Raw genomic sequence first — 17,721 nt, forward strand, 5'->3', positions numbered from 1 at the left:
GGCGCAATAGTGCCTGCCGATACAGCAGCGCAGACGTCCTCTCGCGTGCGGAGCTCCCATGAAGTTCAAGTCGATCCAGTTTTCCGTGGCCGCCCTGGCCGGCGCCATCGTACTCAGCGTAGTCGCCGCGCTGGTGCTGTACGCGCTGTTCTCCGGTGCCCGCACCCAGGAAATGGTCCAGCAACGGACCCAGGCCCAGTTCGAGCAAGTCATCGAACAGCGCCTGACGTCGCTGGCGCAGACCCAGGTCAGCCAGATCCAGCGCGAGCTCGAAGCGCCGCTGTTGATTGCCGGCGGACTGGTACGGGTCAACGCCCTCCTCGGCACACCGGGCGCCGATGGCCAGCCGCGACTGACCGTCAGCCGCGAGCAACTGATCAGCCTGATCAAGGAAAACGTCGAGAAGAATCCGAAGATTCTCGGCACCTACATCGGTTGGGAAAAGAACGCACTGGACCACAACGATTCGGCCTACGTCGGCACCAGCGTGGTCGGCATCGACGCCGCCAACGGGCGTTTCCTGCCGTGGTGGTTCCGCAACGACGACGGCACCCTCGGTCTGGACAAACTGGTGGACGTCGACGACCAGAAAGTCCTGTCCACCGGCGTACGCGCCAGCGAGTACTACCTGTGCTCGAAAGAAACCAAGAAATCCTGCGTGATCGATCCCGCCCCGTACAAGGTCGGCGACAAGATCGTCATGCTCGCCTCCTTTATCGAACCGATCATGCTCAACGGCGCCTTCCAGGGCATCGTCGGCGCCGACCTGTCGGTGAACTTCATCCAGGAAATGCTCCTGGGCGCCAACCAGAAGCTGTACAGCGGCGCCGGGCAAATGGCGCTGATCGGCGGCAACGGTCGGATCGTCGCCTACACCAAGGATCCGAGCAAATTCGGCGAGAAGGTCAGCGATATCCTCGACGCCCAGCAGATTGCCAACATGGCCAATCTAAAGCGCGGCGAAGTGACTTACACCGTCAATAAAGAGCAAGGCCGGATCGAGTTGTACCTGCCGTTCGGCATCGGCCAGACCGACGCGCGCTGGACGTTGTTGCTGCAACTGCCCCTCGACGCGGTGATGGCCGACCTGCAAAAGCTCCAAGGCGACCTCGACGCCCAGCGCAAATCCGACACCTTCGGCATGGCCATGGTCGGTCTGATCATTGCCGGTCTTGGTTTGCTGGTGATCTGGCTGGTGGGACACGGCATCGCCCGTCCGCTGAAGCAAATGGTGACCATGCTCGATGACATCGCCCAGGGCGAAGGTGACCTGACCCGTCGTTTGACCAGTGATCGTAAAGACGAACTCGGTTCAATCGCCAAAGGTTTCAATACCTTCCTCGCCAAATTGCAGGGGATGATCACGCAGGTGGTGTCGTCGGTACAGAGCGTTAGCGACTCCTCGGAGCACACGGCAGACATCGCGATCCGGACCAATATCGGCATTCAGAAGCAGATGGCCGAAATTGATCAGGTGGCAACCGCCGTGCAGGAAATGACCGCCACCGCGCAAGACGTGGCGCGTAACGCGACCCAGGCAGCACAAGCGGCCAGCCACGCCGATCAGGCAGCCAGTCAGGGCATGCAGATCGTGCGCGACACTTCGAATTCGATCGGCGTGCTGGCCGTGGAAATCGGCAAGGCCGTGGACGTTGTTCAGACCCTGGCCAAGGACAGCGAAAACATCAACGCGATCCTCATCGCCATTCGCGGGATCGCCGAGCAGACCAACCTGCTGGCCCTCAACGCGGCGATTGAAGCAGCGCGCGCTGGTGAACAAGGACGCGGTTTTGCGGTGGTGGCCGATGAAGTGCGTAACCTGGCGCAGAAAACCCAGAAGGCCACCGAAGAAATCCAGAGCATGATCCAGCAACTGCAACAGGGCACCCGCGATGTGGTGCGGGTCATGGAGGACAGCCAGAACCGCACCGACGAAAGCGTGCAGCACGCGGCGAAGGCAGCCGAAGCGCTGGAGACCATTACTCAGGCGGTATCGGTGATCAACGACATGAACACCCAGATCGCCAGCGCCGCTGAAGAACAGAGCGCAGTGGCCGACGACATCAACCGCAACGTGATCAATATCGGTCAGGTGGCGAATGAGGTGGCCGGTGGTGCGGATGAGTCGAGTTCGGCGAGTGCGGATCTGACCAAACTGGCGGAGCAGCAGCGGCGGTTGATCAACCAGTTCAAGGTCTGACCGATCAGGCCGGAGTCAGGCACTCCGGCCCGTTGAGCTTCGGATCATTGACCAGATTCGCCAGCACCCGCTCGCGCAAGGCGGCAGGTTCGCTGGCGAGCAAACCCTGCAGAACATGCAACGGCGTTTCAGGATCAAGCCACGCCGCCTGCCCCGCCTCATCAAGAATCAACGGCCGGCGCTGACTGGCCGCCGGCTGGGTAATCACCGCCGTGCTCAGCCAGACTTGTTCCTGCACCGGATACGCTTCCCAGATCGCCGCAAAAAACAACGAAGCACCTTCTCCCGGCGTCAGCCAGTACGGGCGCTTGCGCGTAGTGCCGCGCCATTCGTAGAAACCGTTGGCCGGCAGCAGGCAGCGACGCAGGCGCAGGGCTTCGCGAAACATCGGCTGTTCGGCGACGGTTTCGGCCCGGGCGTGGGCCGGCGTGCGCGACATGTCGGTCAGCCACGGCGGTGTCAGTCCCCAACGGGCACGGGCCAGCGTGCGCTGGCCGTCGGGTTCGGCGCGCAGCATCAACACCGAATCGTTGGGGGAAATGTTCCACTGCGCCTGCTGATCGGCAGGAAAACCGGGCAGGTTCGCGAAATCGCGGTTCCAGCGAAACAGGGCATAACGTCCACACATGGGGCAGCACGACTCACAAATAAAACGAACGCCAGCCTAACAGACCAGCGTCCCGGGATAGCTGTCCGGTTCATCGCCGGGCAGCGGCAGCGCGGCATTGTACGCACTGATCAGCTCGCGGGCGTATTCGGCCTGGTCGTTATCGACCGACAGGCCCAGCAGTCCGAAGATCGGCAACTCGCCCGTGCCGCCCAGCAGATCGCGCCCGACCAGATACGCCTCGATGCCTTCGCTGGCGAGCATGCCCTTGAGCATCTCGCCTTCCATCAGGTTTTCCGGCTCGTAGATTCGCTGCATGGGCGCGCCTCACTCGTTTTCGCTGAAGACTTCCAGAAACCAGTCCTCTCCGTGGACCTGCAACACAAAGGTGATCGGCCGACAACACACCTGACAGTCTTCAATATAGGTCTGGTCGCCACCGGAGAGATCCACCGTCGTCTCGACCTCTTCACCACAATACGGACATTCATATACTGCGCTTTCCAGCATCGCGGTCTCCCGGGTGACTTGTGCGTATAATCGCCGGTCTATTTGCAGGGCTATTTTTGTCTGGCTACTTTTTCAGACCGTGCCCCGTTGGTTTTCGATCAAAACCTTTACTTACCCTAGCCGTTTCCAACAAGAGAGCATGATGGGCGAATTCGATGCCATCCGACCTTACGACGACAGCGAAGTACCTGCGGTACTGGCGCGACTGCTCGGCGACAAGGCGTTTCTAGATATCCTCACCCACTTCCGCTTCCCGCGTTTTGCCGGTGCCTTCGGCTGGATGCTCAAACCACTTATAGCCCATCGGCTGCGTCGTGAGTTTGCCGACGTGACCTCCGTGGCCACTTTGCAGGACAAGGTCGAGTTCTACGTCGACCACACCATCGAGCGCGCCACCGATGGCGTGACCTACACCGGTGTCGAGCAATTCAAGTCCGGCAGCGCTTATCTGTTCATCGCCAACCACCGCGACATCGTGATGGACCCGGCCTTCGTCAACTACGCCGTGTACCACGCCGGCCTGCCGACGCCGCGCATCGCGATTGGCGACAACCTGCTGCAAAAGCCGTTCGTCAGCGATCTGATGCGCTTGAACAAGAGCTTCATCGTTCATCGCTCGATCACCGGGCGTCGCGAGAAAATGGCCGCCTATCAATTGCTGTCGGCGTACATCAACCACTCGATCCGCAACGACTGCGCCTCAATCTGGATCGCCCAGGCCGAAGGCCGCGCGAAGGACGGTGACGACCGTACCGAGTCGGCGATCCTCAAGATGTTCCACATGAGCCGCAAGGACGAGCCGTTCGGCGAAGTCATTCAGTCGCTGAACCTGACCCCGGTGTCGATCAGCTACGAATACGACCCGTGCGACCAGGCCAAGGCCCGCGAGCTGTACATCCGCGCCACCACCGGCACCTACAGCAAGGCGCCGGGCGAGGATGACGTGAGCATCGCCAAGGGCATCACCGGCTACAAGGGCCGGGTGCACGTGAACTTCGCCGCGCCGATCACCGAGCTGTTCGAAGACACCAAGCAATTGGCGGTCGAGATGGACAAGCAGATTCTCGGTGGCTACCGGTTGTTCCCGGTGCATTACCTGGCGTACGCGCAGTGGGCCGATGCCGATCCGCAATTGAACGTGCCGAAGGCTGCCGACGTGTTCGGTGCCGAGGAACTGGCCAAGGCCCAGGAAGAGTGGCAGAACCGTCTGGACGCCTGCCCCGAGGAGCATCGTCCGTATCTGGTGCTGCAATATGCGACGCCGGTGCGCAATCAGTACCGGGTCAAGGCTGGACTGCCGCTGTAAGCGGTGTCGGCTTGTTACAAGAACGGCGCCTTCGGGCGCCGTTTTTCGTTCAGAAGCGGGTACTGATCCAGGACACCAGCAGCGCCAGGCCCAGGCAGGCAAAACCGAAGCGGTAGAAGAAGCGGTTCATGCGCAGGGTTGCCCAATCGAGCACCGGCTCCTGATTCGGCTGACTCTGACGCTGGGCCGCGATACTGGCCATCGCCCGTTGTTCACGACGGCGAGTCGCGTGCAAAAGCCAACTGCCGGGGAAGGCCAACAGCAGGGCTAGCAGGTTGATCAGTTTGGCGGGATGGGCGGTAAACAGCGTCATCAAGTGCAGCGACATCACAGACCTCAATCTAAACCGGGTATGGCGAACGCCAGACCGACGACCGCGGCGCGGATTCTACCGAAACCCTCCCCGACTGCCCTAGCCTTTGCGACAAATAACCCGTCAATCGACCGATGGCTGTCCTGTGTCACGGCATCGTCATTTGTTTCAGTCACCCTGCGCGCCTCGAAACCGACACGGAACGCGACATGCTTCACGCTGAAAACCAGGATCGCCTGTACCTCATCTCCCCGTCCGACGAACAGCAGACCCTCGTCGGCAGCCTGGCCTTCAATGTTCAGGACCGCCACTGGCTGGTGTATTGCGCCCTCGGCGGGCATCAGCATGCGGACTTGCCCGAGACCGATCTGCTGACCGGCGTCAGCGTCCTCGACTTCTATTCGCAAGCTGCCTGAACGAAAAAAGCCCGGGGCCATCACTGGCCCCGGGCTTTTTCACATCAACCGAATACTTACTCGGCGAGGACCTGACCCACGGTCGGATCCTTGAACAGACGGGTCAGCGCATCGCTCAGCACATCGCTGACCAGTTTGGTGTTGGTTTCCTGGTTCGGCGCCATGCCGAAACGCTGGTCCAGCGAGGCACCGTAACGGCCGCTGTAGCGACGGTTAGCGTTCTGCACGTCGGAGCGGAAGGTCGCGCCGATGGTGGCTTCGGTCACGTACATGCCTTCTTTGGGCGACTGGTATTTCAGTTCGGCCAACGTCACGGTCAACTGCGGTGCATTGGGGGCGTTGTTGGTCGGGGTGAACCCGAGCAGACGCACGGCCGCTTCGGCCTGGGCCTGCAACTTCGGCAGGATCTGCTCGCGCTGCACGGTGATGGCGCTGGTTTCCGGGTACAGGCCGCCACGGGTGCCGAGGGTTGGCGACGGACGACCGTCGACCACGCGGACCACGACAGGCTGGCCATGACCGACCGGTGCCAGCTGAGTGGTCAGCTTCGGTTCCGGGCTCAGTTGTTGCGGGCTGTGGGCGCAGCCAACCAGGGTCAAACTGGTCACAGTGATCAAACCGAACAACAGGCGTTGCAACATGCTCTTCTCTCCAGAATCAGGCACAGACAGGCCGGCAGTATAGCGGTGGGCCACTGTGGGTCACCAGCACTGAAATCTCAGACAAAACCCGCCGCCAGCGGTTCCTGTCACACATTCTTCACCCCCCATACACGTTCGCGTCACGGCCTTTTGACAATCTTCCTCACAGATCCCCAAAAGGAACACTGCCATGCGCTATCTGATCTCGTTGTTCGCCCCACGCCCGCTGCACCGCAGCTTCGCCCTGCTCGACCGCAACGGCCATTGCCAGGCCTTCAAGCAATGCAGCCTGCAACCGATGGGTGACGGTTGGGTCGAAATCGAGGAAATCCGCCTCAACTGGTTGCACCAGCCTCTGCCAGTCAGCGCCCGGGTCGAACAGCAGCGCCCACGCGCACGTGCTCAGGCAATGTTGAGCATCTGACCGGATGCCTAATAAAAGTCATTAAACTCGACCAACTCCCCGCATTTCTTCGATACAATCTCCCCCCGATTATAAGGACGTCTCCTGATCGGGCCCCGCAACAGCGTCAATGCGCTTGCATTGGCATCCAAATCGCCCACAGAGAGCCGCCCACACAGATCGAGTGAAGCTGGCGTGCTTGCTGTTTCCCTGGCAAATCCCGCTTTTCGCGAATCTGCAGAGCTGTCATGACGCTCGGCCACTGAGTTGTTTGCCCCTTCGGGCACGGTGCCAGCCCCGGACAGCCCTTTTTGAGGTTCACGTCTTCAAAAGAGCGTGAAAAAAACGGGTTTTCACAACTTCACAAGAGTGTGGCGAGCAAATGAATAGTTTTGCGTCTGAACATGCACCATTAGCGTCTGAAACAGCCCAACGACACAGGAACGGGAACGCCTCGAATACCGGAGCCTGAAGCCTGTCCGCTACGGATTTGGTTGCACAAACGGATGTCTCGACCATAAGTCGAATTGCCAGCCCCGTGCCGAAATGAGTTCATGGGACTCTTGAAAGCCAGGCCGCACGCATCCGTCGAAGTTGCGAAAAATTGCGAAGATTCGGACATGGCACACCTGACCAAGGATACCCGGGGCTCAACTGACCTGCCCTGGACGCCTGGCAGCCATGCCGACAATTTGGTGCTGCAGATTTTGGAGACGCGTTAAATGGCGCATAACGAAGCAGTCGACGTAGTTCTGGTTGGGGCCGGCATCATGAGTGCCACCCTCGCAGTACTGCTCAAAGAGCTCGACCCGGCGATCAAGCTGGAAGTCGTCGAGCTGATGGATTCCGGTGCCGCGGAGAGTTCCAACCCATGGAACAACGCCGGTACCGGCCACGCCGGCCTGTGCGAGCTGAACTACACGCCGCAGGCTGCCGACGGCACCGTCGACATCAAGAAAGCCGTGCACATCAACACCCAGTTCGAGGTGTCGAAGCAGTTCTGGTCGTACCTGACCAAGAAGGGCACGTTCGGCTCGTGCAAATCCTTCATCAGCCCGGTTCCACACCTGAGCTATGTCGAAGGCGAAAAAGGCGTTTCGTTCCTCAAGGAACGCTTCAACGTGCTGCACAAGCACCACGCCTTCGCCGACATGGAATACACCGAAGACAAGGCGAAGATGGCCGAGTGGATGCCGCTGATGATGCCGGGTCGTCCAAAAGACCAGGTGCTCGCCGCCACTCGCGTGATCAACGGCACCGACGTCAACTTCGGCGCCCTGACCAATCAGTTGCTCAAGCACCTGACCAGCGCACCCGATGCCCAGGTCAAGTACTGCAAGCGCGTGACCGGTCTCAAGCGCAACGCCAACGGCTGGACCGTCAGCATCAAGGACGTCAACAGCGGCAGCAGCCGTGAAGTCGACGCCAAATTCGTATTCCTCGGCGCCGGTGGCGCGGCCCTGCCGCTGCTGCAAGCTTCGGGCATCGAAGAAAGCAAAGGCTTCGGCGGCTTCCCGATCAGCGGCCAGTGGCTGCGTTGCGACAACCCGGAAGTGGTCAAGCATCACCAGGCCAAGGTTTACAGCCAGGCCGCCGTGGGTTCGCCACCGATGTCCGTGCCGCACCTGGACACCCGCGTGGTCGACGGCAAGAAATCCCTGCTGTTCGGGCCATACGCCGGTTTCACCACCAAGTTCCTCAAGCACGGCTCCTTCATGGACCTGCCGATGTCGGTTCGCGCCGGCAACATCGGGCCGATGCTGGCCGTGGCGAAAAACAACATGGACCTGACCAAGTACCTGGTCAGCGAAGTGATGCAGTCGATGGAACAGCGCCTGGAATCCCTGCGCCGTTTCTACCCGGAGGCGAAAGCCGAAGACTGGCGCCTGGAAGTGGCCGGCCAACGGGTGCAGATCATCAAGAAAGATCCGAAAAAAGGCGGCATCCTGCAGTTCGGTACCGAACTGGTGGCTGCGAAGGACGGCTCCCTCGCCGCCCTGCTCGGCGCTTCGCCAGGCGCTTCGGTGACCGTTTCGATCATGCTGGAACTGATCGAGAAGTGCTTCCCGGCCAAGGCCAAGGGTGAGTGGGCTACCAAACTGGCGGAAATCTTCCCGGCCCGTGAAAAGGTCCTGGAAACCGACGCTGCGCTGTATCGCAAGATCAACACGCAGAACAACGTCGCGCTGGAACTGGTGGAAGCCAGCAACGAGACCGAAAGCTACGCCTGATTCGGCTCCATGAAAAACGCCCCGCACTCGATGAGTGCGGGGCGTTTTTTTATGCCTGGGGAAAACCGCAAGCTATCAGCCGCGTGCTTTCTCGATCAGCTCGATGTATTCCGGGGCGTTGCGCTGATCGCGGATCTGGTCGACGAAGGTCTTGCCGTGCTCGTCCTTGCCATCCACGTCATAACCGGCTGCAACGAAGAACGTCAGGAAACGCTCGAAATCGTCGATGCGCAGGCCACGGTAGGCCTTGACCAGTTTGTGCAGCGACGGCGAGGTGGCGTCGACCGGCTCAAAATCGAGGAACAGCTTGATCTGCTCATCGCCGATCTCGTCACCAATCACTTGCTTCTTATCTTTACGCATTGCCGACTCCAGCTCGCAGACATTTCACGGGGCGGGCAGTTTACCCCTGCGCAGGCACAAGGCTCAACGCGAGCGCGTGCTGCCGGTGTGCAAATCGGCCCAGATGTGGCCGTTGGCGTAGGTCAGGAACTGGCAATACACGGTGTCGTTGCGCAACAGATCGATCACCACCCGGTACTGCGCCAGCGGATAAAACAGCGTCAGGGTCTTGCTCTTGTCGTCATACACCGGTTTTTTCAGGCTTTTGCTTTCGCCATCGAAGTTGACCAGCACCTGATTGATCGTCGCGCCCTTGTTCAGGGATTTGCCCTTGAGGCGAATCATCAATGGCGAGGTGACCGGGATCGGCTGCTGATTGGACTGGCGCTGGGCGCCCACAACGACGGAATAGTCGGTGACCTGCAACAGTTGCTGCTGCTCGGGTTCGGCATCGCGCAGGGTCAGATCGTCGGGCGGCAGGAATTGGCTGTGCATCGGGGCGGCGGCCAGGGGCAGGCTGAGGGTCAGCAACAGGGCGGCGCAGCTGCGGATCAAGAGGCTCATGACAGGCTCCGGGGGGCGGGGCCGAGCACTTTAGCAGTCTTTAAAAGCAAAAGATCGCAGCCTGGGGCTGCGATCTTTCAGGGGTTCTTACATGCCTTTGACGGCGAAGATCCCGTTGGCGTTGCGCCAGTAGCCTTTGTAGTCCATGCCGTAACCGAAGATGTAACGGTCAATGCACGGCAGACCGACGAAGTCGGCTTTCAGGTCAGGACGGGCCTTGCGGTCGTGATCCTTGTCGATCAGCACGGCGGTGTGCACTTTGCGCGCGCCGGCGTGACGGCAGAAGTCGATGATCGCGCCCAGGGTGTGACCTTCGTCGAGGATGTCGTCGATGATCAGCACGTCGCGGTCGATGAACGAGACTTCCGGCTTGGCTTTCCAGAACAGGTCGCCGCCGCTGGTTTCGTTGCGATAGCGGGTGGCGTGCAGGTAGGACGCTTCCAGCGGGAACTGCAGATGAGTCAGCAGTTTGCCGGAGAAGATCAGGCCGCCGTTCATCACGCAGAACACCACCGGGTTGCTGTCGGCCAGTTGTTCGTTGATTTGTGCACCGACGCGGGCAATGGCAGCCTCGACTTCAGCTTCGGTGTACAGGCAGTCAGCCTCTCGCATGATTTGACGGATATGCTCGAGATCAGCGGACATGGCGCTCTCCAAGGGGGGTCTGTTTCGGAAAAGCGGGCAAAGGTACGCATCCCGCACGGCCGAATCAAGCATTTGTGGACTAACGTACTGTATGTCCTATAGGACATCACCCTCGGATAGATTAATCTAGGCCGGTTTTTTTGCCCGCCGCCGGAGCCTTTCCCCATGTCCATCCAAGAGATCCGCCATCCGCTGATCCGTCACAAACTTGGCCTTATGCGCCGTGCAGACATCAGCACCAAGAATTTCCGCGAGCTCGCTCAGGAAGTCGGTGCCCTGTTGACCTATGAAGCTACCAAAGACCTGCCGCTGGAAACCTACGATATCGAAGGTTGGTGCGGCACTGTGTCGGTCGAGAAAATCGCCGGCAAGAAAATTACCGTCGTGCCGATCCTGCGCGCCGGCATCGGCATGCTCGAAGGCGTGCTGAGCCTGATCCCGGGCGCCAAGGTCAGCGCCGTCGGCGTTGCCCGTAACGAAGAAACCCTGCAGGCACACACCTATCTGGAAAAACTGGTTCCGGAAATCGACGAACGTTTGGCGATGATCATCGACCCGATGCTCGCCACCGGCAGCTCCATGGTTGCGACCATCGACCTGCTGAAGAAGGCCGGTTGCAAGGACATCCGCGCGATGGTGCTGGTTGCCGCGCCGGAAGGCATCGCCGCTGTCGAGAAAGCTCACCCGGACGTGATCATCTACACCGCGTCCATCGATCAGAAACTCAACGAGCACGGTTACATCATTCCTGGGCTTGGCGATGCCGGTGACAAGATCTTCGGCACCAAGCAGAAGGACGCGTAAGCATGCAGCAAGAGTTCAACGATCCGCTCTGGCGCACGGTGCTGTCCGGCGCACAGATGCTGTTCGTGGCTTTCGGCGCCCTGGTGCTGATGCCACTGATCACGGGCCTGGACCCGAACGTGGCACTGTTTACCGCAGGTCTTGGGACGATTCTGTTCCAGATCGTCACAGGGCGTCAGGTGCCGGTGTTCCTGGCGTCGAGCTTCGCCTTCATCACCCCGATCATTCTCGCCAAGGGCCAGTTCGGCCTCGCCGCGACCATGGGCGGCGTGATGGCGGCCGGTTTCGTCTACACCTTCCTCGGCCTGGCCGTGAAGATCAAAGGTACCGGGTTCATCGACCGTCTGCTGCCGCCGGTGGTGATTGGCCCGGTGATCATCTCCATCGGCCTGGCCATGGCGCCAATTGCTGCGAACATGGCGATGGGCAAGGCCGGTGACGGTTCCGAGCTGATCCATTACCAGACCGCGATGATGATCTCGATGCCGGCACTGCTGACCACGCTGATCGTGGCGGTGTTCGGCAAAGGCATTTTCCGTCTGGTGCCGATCATTTCCGGCGTGCTCGTGGGTTTCGCCATGTCCTTCTACTTCGGTGTCGTCGACACCGCGAAGATTGCGGCGGCCCCATGGTTTGCACTTCCTCATTTCACCGCGCCGGAGTTCAACTGGCAGGCGATCCTGTTCATCGTCCCGGTGGCGCTGGCCCCGGCCATCGAGCACATCGGCGGCGTGATTGCAGTCGGCAGCGTGACCGGTCGCGACTACCTGAAGAAGCCGGGCCTGCATCGCACCCTGCTCGGTGACGGCATCGCCACCACCGCAGCCGGCCTGTTCGGCGGCCCGCCCAACACCACCTACGCGGAAGTGACTGGCGCGGTGATGCTGACCAAGAACTACAACCCGAAAATCATGACCTGGGCGGCGATCTTCGCCATCACTCTGGCGTTCATCGGCAAGTTCGGCGCCCTGCTGCAAAGCATTCCGGTGCCGGTGATGGGCGGGATTCTGTGCCTGCTGTTCGGTTCGATCGCGGCGGTGGGGATGAACACCCTGATCCGTCACAAGATCGACCTGGGCGAGGCGCGCAATCTGGTGATCGTTTCGGTGACCCTGGTGTTCGGGATTGGCGGTGTGCTGGTCGGCACCGGCACCGGTCCCGACGACTTCGGCCTCAAAGGCATCGCGCTGTGCGCGGTGGTGGCGATTGCGCTGAACCTGATCCTGCCGGGCAACGACAGCTGGAAACACAAGAAGGCGGATGAGCCGCTGATCTAAACTTTTAGATCGTCATCGCCTGACCGTCAGCCTTCGCGAGCAAGCCCGCTCCCACATTGAAATGCAATCAAATGTGGGAGCGGGCTTGCTCGCGAAGCTTTTTGACTTTTAGAGGGCCAACGGCGCCCGTTCACACAGCGTTGCCAACGCCTTCGCCCATTGCGGGTCATCATTCAGGCACGGCACCAGCACCAGCTCCTCTCCCCCCGCTACGCGGAACTGTTCCTTGCCGCGATCGCCGATCTCTTCCAGAGTCTCGATGCAATCGGCAACAAACGCCGGGCACATCACCAGAATCTTCTTCACGCCGCTTTTGGCCAGATCATCCAGCCGCGCTTCGGTGTAGGGTTCAATCCACTTCGCCCGGCCCAGCCGCGACTGAAACGACACCGACCATTTGCCGTCTGGCAAACCCATGCGTTCTGCGAACAGCGCCGCTGTGCGCAGGCATTGGGCGCGATAACAGGTCGCCAATACGGCCGCCGAGGCGTTCTTGCAGCAATCTTCATTCTTGAAGCAATGATTGCCGGTCGGGTCGAGCTTGGTCAGATGCCGCTCCGGCAAACCGTGGAAGCTCAGCAACAGGTGATCGTAATCCTGCTGCAAGTGCGGCTTGGCGCTCGCCACCAGCGCGTCGAGGTATTCCGGCTGATCGTAGAACGGCTGCAACACCGACAGCTGCACATCGAGCTTCTTCTCGCGCACCACACGCTTGGCTTCTTCGATCACCGTGGTGGTGGTGCTGTCGGCGAACTGTGGATAAAGCGGCGCGAGGGTGATGCGTTTATGCCCCGCCGCAACCAGTTTCAGCAGGCTTGTCTCGATCGACGGCTCGCCGTAACGCATGGCCAGTTCAACCGGGCCGTGAGTCCACTGCGCCTTCATCTGCTGTTGCAGGCGACGGCTGAGCACCACCAGCGGCGAACCTTCGTCCCACCAGATCGAGGCGTAGGCATGGGCCGACTGCTCCGGGCGCTTGATCAGGATCAGCGACACCAGCAGACGCCGCACCGGCCACGGCAGGTCGATCACGTACGGGTCCATCAGGAATTGATTGAGGTAGCTGCGCACGTCGGCCACCGAAGTGGAGGCCGGCGAACCCAGGTTGACCAGAAGCAAGGCGTGATCGGTCATGCAACGTCCTATTTCAGAGGCGGCCGGAAAGATCGTCCAGAGCCGCGCGTAAATCCGTGAACCGGAAAGTGAATCCCGCTTCCAGCAAGCGTTTCGGCGTGGCCCGTTGGCCACCCAGCAACAGCAATGACATCTCGCCGAGCCCGACCTTCAAGGCGAGGGCCGGCATCGGCATGAACGCCGGGCGGTGCAGCACGCTGCCCAGCGTCTTGGCGAATTCGCGATTGCGCACAGGTTTCGGCGCGCACGCATTATAAGGACCGCTCGCCTGATTGCGGTGCAGAAGAAAATCAATCAGGGCGATTTGGTCATCGATATGAATCCACGGCATCCACTGCCGACCATTGCCCAAAGGCCCGCCCAGCCCGAGCTTGAACGGCAGCAGCAGCCGCGACAAAAAGCCGCCCTCGGCCGACAGCACCAGCCCGGTGCGCACCAGCACCACACGAATATCCATCGCTTCGGCGCGCTGCGCGGTTTCCTCCCAGGCGATGCACAACTGGCTGGCGAAATCGTCGATCACCGGCGGCGAGTCTTCGGTCAACTCGCGCTCGCCGCCGTCACCGTACCAACCCACGGCCGACCCCGAGATCAGCAGCGACGGTTTCTGCCCGCGTTTTTCCAGCCACGCCAGCAACGATTCGGTGAGCGTGATCCGGCTGCTCCACAACAGCGCCTTGCGCCGATGGGTCCACGGCCGGTCGGCAATCGGCGCGCCGGCAAGGTTGACGATCACGTCGACCGGCTCGTCGCCAAGGTCCTCCAGACGCGCGATTCCACGCACCTGGGCGCCACAGATTTTCGCGACTTTTTCCGGACGACGACTCCAGACCGTCAGGCGATGCCCCTGCCCGGACCAGTGCCGGCAAAGCTCACGTCCGATCAATCCAGTACCGCCGGTCAGCAATATGTGCATGACTTCTACCTCGCGTGGCGTTTTACCCCGATCACTAGTCTATTTTTATAAACAGGGATCTTTTCTATCGGGCAGGCTCTATTGTTTAACCATAGGCCAAGCTGTCAGAACGAGAACGCTGGAAGTTATACCAAAAAACAAAATTGTACAGGTTTCATCCACGGCGTAGTCTGTACAGAAAGGTAAACGAGGCCCCTATGACTGTACCTATCGCAATCATTGGCACCGGCATCGCCGGACTCTCCGCCGCCCAGGCCCTGACGGATGCCGGGCATACCGTTCAGTTGTTCGATAAAAGCCGCGGCAGCGGCGGGCGCATGTCGAGCAAGCGCAGCGACGCCGGCTCGCTGGACATGGGCGCGCAATATTTCACCGCCCGTGACCGTCGCTTCGTGACCGAAGTCCAGCGCTGGCAAAGCAAAGGCTGGGTCGCCGAATGGGCACCGCAGCTCTACACCTTTCATGGCGGGCAGTTGAACCTGTCGCCGGACGAACAGACCCGCTGGGTCGGCACGCCGCGCATGAGCGCCATCACCCGAGGCCTGCTCGACGGTCTGGAAGTGCACTTCGCCTGCCGGATCACCGAGGTCTATCGCGGCGAAGAACACTGGCACCTGCAGGACGCCGAAGGCTTCACCCACGGGCCGTTCAGCCACGTCGTGATCGCCACGCCGGCGCCTCAGGCCACCGCCCTGCTGGCCGCGGCGCCGAAACTCGCCGGTGCCGCCGCCGGAGTGAAAATGGACCCGACCTGGGCCGTCGCCCTTGCCTTCGACACCCCGCTGGATACGCCGATCGAAGGCTGCTTCGTCCAGGACAGCGCCCTCGACTGGCTGGCCCGCAACCGCAGCAAACCGGGGCGCGACACCACGTGCGACACCTGGGTCCTGCACGCCACCAGTGCCTGGAGCCGGCAACACATCGACCTGCCGAAGGAGGCGGTGATCGAACAATTGCACGGCGCCTTCGCCGAACTGCTGCACAGCGCCATGCCGGCCCCGACCTTCAGCCTCGCCCACCGCTGGCTCTATGCCCGTCCGGCCAGCAGCCATGAATGGGGCACCCTGGCCGATGCCGATCTGGGCCTGTATGCCTGTGGCGACTGGTGCCTGTCGGGTCGGGTCGAAGGGGCTTGGCTCAGTGGTCAGGAGGCTGCAAGACGCTTGCACGAACACTTGCAGTGAACCGCATCAACCCGCGCAAATTGCTGCTGTCGAAATGGACAGCAGCCCACCCGCAAAACCGTGAAAAGCATTTTCTGGTGACCGAACTGTTCCGCGACGAGGACGGCACGGTGCTGGAAATCGAGTTGCAGGCAGTACTGACCCGACGTACCGAGCAATGCGACTGGCAAACCCTGCAGGATGATTCACGCTGGAAAATGGGCTGGCGCTGAAAACCTCAAAAACTTGTACAAACAATTTGACTTGTACACCTTTGAATCTATGCTGAAAGAATGTTGTACAGATCTATTCGTCTGTACAGGTTCAGATTCGAGGTTGCTGCATGTCCGACTCATCGACGTCCCCACCGAAAATCGCCATCAGTGCCTGCCTGATGGGCGCCGAAGTGCGCTACAACGGTGGGCACAAGGAGTCGCGGCTGTGTACCCGCACCCTCAGCGAATATTTCGAATTCGTCCCGGTGTGCCCGGAGGTTGCGATTGGCCTGGGCATTCCTCGCGAGCCGATCCGTCTGGTCGGTGATCCGGAACAACCCGAAGCCCTCGGCACCGTCGACCGGGAGATCAATGTCACCGGGCCGCTGGCGGAATATGGCCAGAAAATGGCCGTCGAGTTGAACGACATCTGCGGCTACATCTTCATGCAGCAATCGCCGTCCTGCGGGCTGGAGCGGGTCAAGGTCTATCACCCCAACGGCGCGCCACTGGGCAACGGTCGCGGGATCTACGCCCAGGCGTTCTGTGCGGCGCATCCTGAATTGCCGGTGGAAGAAGCCGGGCGCCTTAACGATCCGGTGCTGCGGGAAAACTTCATCACCCGGGTGTTCGCCTACAGCGACTGGCAGCACGTTCTGCGCAAAGGCCTGAGCCGCCGCGCGCTCACCGATTTCCACTCGCGCTACAAATACCTGCTGATGGCCCACAACCCGGTGCAATACAAGGCACTGGGCAATCTGCTGGGCAACATGGGCCGGCTCGATCCCGAAGAACTCGGCCCGCGTTATTTCAGTGAACTGATGGCGGCGCTGAAAAAATGCGCCACCCGCCGCACCCACAGCAATGTCCTGCAGCACATCAGTGGTTACCTGAAACAGGTCATCACCCCCGAAGACAAACAGGAAGTGCAACACATCATCGGCCAGTACCGGCACGGCATCGTGCCGCTGGTGGTGCCGCTGACGCTGCTCAAGCATCACTTTCGCCTCCACCCGGACCCTTACATTGCGCAGCAGGTGTACCTGCAACCGCACCCGGAAAACCTCAGCCTGCGAAACGCCATTTGATGAACGACTCACCCGACACCAGCGCCCGTGAAGACCTCGGCGCCGACTTCAAGAAAGCCCTCGACGAAGGCTGGCTGCCGATCCGCGAAGTCGCGCGCCAGACTGGCGTGAATGCCGTCACCCTGCGCGCCTGGGAACGCCGCTACGGGCTGATCGTCCCGCAGCGCACGCCCAAGGGCCATCGTCTTTACAGCGCCGAGCATGTGCAGCGCATCCAGAACATCCTCACCTGGCTCAACCGGGGCGTTGCGGTCAGCCAGGTCAAACCGCTGCTCGACACGGCGCAGGCGTTCAACGAACCGGTGGAGGACGAATGGCATCCGCTGCGCCAGACCGCCCTGCTGGCGGTCACCCACCTGAACGAGCGCAGCCTCGACGACAGCATCAACCAGGCGATGGCGCTGTATCCGCCACGCACACTCTGCGAGCAATTGCTGCTGCCGCTGCTGAGCGATCTCGAACAACGCTGGCAGGGCCAGTTCGGTGCGCAGATGGAGCGCGTGTTCTTTTTTGCCTGGTTACGCAGCAAATTTGGCGCACGCATCTACCATAACAACCGTCAGTTGCGCACCGCGCCGCTGCTGCTGGTCAATCAGTCGGATTTGCCGCTGGAGCCGCACCTGTGGCTCTGCGCCTGGCTGATCAGCAGCGCCGACTGCCCGGTGCAGGTGTTCGACTGGCCGCTGCCGGCCGGAGAGCTGGCGCTGGCCACCGATACCCTGCAAGCCCGTGGCGTACTGCTGTATTCCAGCAAAGCCCTGAGCCTTGCGCAGCTACCGAAACTGTTGAATGGCGTCAGCTGCCCAAAACTGATTGCCGGACCCACGGTGTGCATTCACCACGCCGAGTTGTCCGCAAAGACTTCCGATTTCGCTGATCTGCTCCTGGCCGAAGACCCTCTTTCGGCGCATCGGGTGCTCATTGAGCGTGGATTGATTTAATGATT

The 17,721-nt window shown here is 60.8% G+C and carries 21 protein-coding genes and 1 pseudogene; 12 read left to right on the top strand and 10 right to left on the bottom strand.

Annotation, left to right across the window (positions count from 1 at the left end; translation table 11 throughout):
- Window positions 1-1,147 precede the first annotated feature (1,147 nt).
- Window positions 1,148-1,342 (top strand): annotated as a pseudogene (locus tag PMI24_RS29725) (HAMP domain-containing protein); the annotation flags it as partial.
- A gap of 114 nt (window positions 1,343-1,456) precedes the next feature.
- Window positions 1,457-2,200: a methyl-accepting chemotaxis protein gene (locus PMI24_RS29730; RefSeq protein ID WP_371857322.1), complete on the top strand. Its 744-nt coding sequence runs from the start codon at window positions 1,457-1,459 to the stop codon at window positions 2,198-2,200.
- 4 nt (window positions 2,201-2,204) lie between these two features.
- On the opposite strand, the gene PMI24_RS05375 is transcribed toward PMI24_RS29730, so the two are convergent.
- The 3 genes from PMI24_RS05375 to PMI24_RS05385 are packed head-to-tail and all read right to left on the bottom strand — an operon-like array spanning window position 2,205 to window position 3,317.
- Window positions 2,205-2,828, bottom strand: coding sequence for an SOS response-associated peptidase (locus PMI24_RS05375; RefSeq protein WP_007951669.1), 624 nt, complete (start codon window positions 2,826-2,828; stop codon window positions 2,205-2,207).
- Window positions 2,829-2,864: 36 nt separating this feature from the next.
- Window positions 2,865-3,125, bottom strand: a complete 261-nt coding sequence (locus PMI24_RS05380) for a putative signal transducing protein (protein WP_007951670.1) — start codon at window positions 3,123-3,125, stop codon at window positions 2,865-2,867.
- 9 nt (window positions 3,126-3,134) lie between these two features.
- The gene (locus tag PMI24_RS05385) at window positions 3,135-3,317 is read right to left on the bottom strand and encodes a CPXCG motif-containing cysteine-rich protein (protein WP_007951671.1); all 183 of its coding nucleotides are present in this window, start codon (window positions 3,315-3,317) and stop codon (window positions 3,135-3,137) included.
- 142 nt (window positions 3,318-3,459) lie between these two features.
- Between PMI24_RS05385 and PMI24_RS05390 the strand changes: the two genes are divergently transcribed.
- Window positions 3,460-4,623, top strand: a complete 1,164-nt coding sequence (locus PMI24_RS05390; protein WP_007951672.1) for a 1-acyl-sn-glycerol-3-phosphate acyltransferase — start codon at window positions 3,460-3,462, stop codon at window positions 4,621-4,623.
- Between the two features lie 49 nt (window positions 4,624-4,672).
- Here PMI24_RS05390 and PMI24_RS05395 read toward each other — a convergent pair whose 3' ends face one another.
- The gene (locus PMI24_RS05395) at window positions 4,673-4,951 is read right to left on the bottom strand and encodes a hypothetical protein (protein WP_007951673.1); all 279 of its coding nucleotides are present in this window, start codon (window positions 4,949-4,951) and stop codon (window positions 4,673-4,675) included.
- 194 nt (window positions 4,952-5,145) lie between these two features.
- On the opposite strand from PMI24_RS05395, the gene PMI24_RS05400 reads away from it, so the two are divergent.
- Window positions 5,146-5,352: a hypothetical protein gene (locus PMI24_RS05400; protein ID WP_039766399.1), complete on the top strand. Its 207-nt coding sequence runs from the start codon at window positions 5,146-5,148 to the stop codon at window positions 5,350-5,352.
- Window positions 5,353-5,408: 56 nt separating this feature from the next.
- Here PMI24_RS05400 and PMI24_RS05405 read toward each other — a convergent pair whose 3' ends face one another.
- A complete protein-coding gene (locus tag PMI24_RS05405; RefSeq protein ID WP_007951676.1) occupies window positions 5,409-5,993 on the bottom strand; it encodes a YajG family lipoprotein in 585 nt (194 codons plus the stop codon).
- A 190-nt stretch (window positions 5,994-6,183) separates the two neighbouring features.
- Between PMI24_RS05405 and PMI24_RS05410 the strand changes: the two genes are divergently transcribed.
- Both PMI24_RS05410 and mqo read left to right on the top strand, forming a co-directional pair.
- Window positions 6,184-6,417: a hypothetical protein gene (locus tag PMI24_RS05410; RefSeq protein ID WP_007951677.1), complete on the top strand. Its 234-nt coding sequence runs from the start codon at window positions 6,184-6,186 to the stop codon at window positions 6,415-6,417.
- Between the two features lie 701 nt (window positions 6,418-7,118).
- Complete coding sequence (gene mqo / locus PMI24_RS05415) at window positions 7,119-8,627, top strand: malate dehydrogenase (quinone) (RefSeq protein ID WP_007951678.1); 1,509 nt, start codon at window positions 7,119-7,121, stop codon at window positions 8,625-8,627.
- A gap of 75 nt (window positions 8,628-8,702) precedes the next feature.
- Here mqo and PMI24_RS05420 read toward each other — a convergent pair whose 3' ends face one another.
- The 3 genes from PMI24_RS05420 to PMI24_RS05430 all read right to left on the bottom strand — a co-directional run bounded on the left by PMI24_RS05420 (window position 8,703) and on the right by PMI24_RS05430 (window position 10,178).
- On the bottom strand, window positions 8,703-8,990 hold the full coding sequence (locus PMI24_RS05420; protein WP_007951679.1) for a PA4642 family protein: 288 nt from the start codon (window positions 8,988-8,990) through the stop codon (window positions 8,703-8,705).
- A 63-nt stretch (window positions 8,991-9,053) separates the two neighbouring features.
- Entirely contained in the window at window positions 9,054-9,533 is a 480-nt protein-coding gene (locus tag PMI24_RS05425; RefSeq protein WP_007951680.1) for a hypothetical protein, read from the bottom strand.
- Window positions 9,534-9,620: 87 nt separating this feature from the next.
- On the bottom strand, window positions 9,621-10,178 hold the full coding sequence (locus PMI24_RS05430) for a hypoxanthine-guanine phosphoribosyltransferase (protein ID WP_007951681.1): 558 nt from the start codon (window positions 10,176-10,178) through the stop codon (window positions 9,621-9,623).
- A 165-nt stretch (window positions 10,179-10,343) separates the two neighbouring features.
- On the opposite strand from PMI24_RS05430, the gene upp reads away from it, so the two are divergent.
- Together upp and PMI24_RS05440 are read left to right on the top strand one after the other, a co-directional pair.
- On the top strand, window positions 10,344-10,982 hold the full coding sequence (gene upp / locus PMI24_RS05435; RefSeq protein ID WP_007951682.1) for a uracil phosphoribosyltransferase: 639 nt from the start codon (window positions 10,344-10,346) through the stop codon (window positions 10,980-10,982).
- A gap of 2 nt (window positions 10,983-10,984) precedes the next feature.
- Window positions 10,985-12,259 (top strand): uracil-xanthine permease family protein, encoded by a 1,275-nt coding sequence (locus PMI24_RS05440; protein WP_007951684.1) that lies wholly within the window; start codon window positions 10,985-10,987, stop codon window positions 12,257-12,259.
- A 108-nt stretch (window positions 12,260-12,367) separates the two neighbouring features.
- On the opposite strand, the gene hemH is transcribed toward PMI24_RS05440, so the two are convergent.
- Entirely contained in the window at window positions 12,368-13,393 is a 1,026-nt protein-coding gene (hemH, locus tag PMI24_RS05445) for a ferrochelatase (RefSeq protein WP_007951685.1), read from the bottom strand.
- A 13-nt stretch (window positions 13,394-13,406) separates the two neighbouring features.
- Window positions 13,407-14,309 carry a TIGR01777 family oxidoreductase gene (locus PMI24_RS05450; RefSeq protein WP_007951686.1) on the bottom strand — a complete coding sequence of 301 codons (903 nt, stop codon included), beginning with the start codon at window positions 14,307-14,309 and terminating at the stop codon, window positions 13,407-13,409.
- A gap of 197 nt (window positions 14,310-14,506) precedes the next feature.
- Between PMI24_RS05450 and PMI24_RS05455 the strand changes: the two genes are divergently transcribed.
- The 4 genes from PMI24_RS05455 (at window position 14,507) to PMI24_RS05470 (ending at window position 17,716) form a co-directional block, all read left to right on the top strand.
- Window positions 14,507-15,493: an NAD(P)/FAD-dependent oxidoreductase gene (locus tag PMI24_RS05455; protein ID WP_007951687.1), complete on the top strand. Its 987-nt coding sequence runs from the start codon at window positions 14,507-14,509 to the stop codon at window positions 15,491-15,493.
- On the top strand, window positions 15,490-15,705 hold the full coding sequence (locus PMI24_RS05460; RefSeq protein WP_007951688.1) for a TIGR02450 family Trp-rich protein: 216 nt from the start codon (window positions 15,490-15,492) through the stop codon (window positions 15,703-15,705). Before PMI24_RS05455 ends, PMI24_RS05460 begins: the two co-directional genes overlap by 4 nt.
- A 110-nt stretch (window positions 15,706-15,815) precedes the next feature.
- Complete coding sequence (locus tag PMI24_RS05465; protein WP_007951689.1) at window positions 15,816-16,775, top strand: YbgA family protein; 960 nt, start codon at window positions 15,816-15,818, stop codon at window positions 16,773-16,775.
- Window positions 16,775-17,716, top strand: coding sequence for a MerR family transcriptional regulator (locus PMI24_RS05470; protein WP_007951690.1), 942 nt, complete (start codon window positions 16,775-16,777; stop codon window positions 17,714-17,716). The genes PMI24_RS05465 and PMI24_RS05470 overlap by 1 nt, the downstream gene beginning before the upstream one ends.
- Window positions 17,717-17,721 lie beyond the last annotated feature (5 nt).

The organism is Pseudomonas sp. GM25, from assembly GCF_000282255.1.
GTDB lineage: Bacteria > Pseudomonadota > Gammaproteobacteria > Pseudomonadales > Pseudomonadaceae > Aquipseudomonas > Aquipseudomonas aphyarum.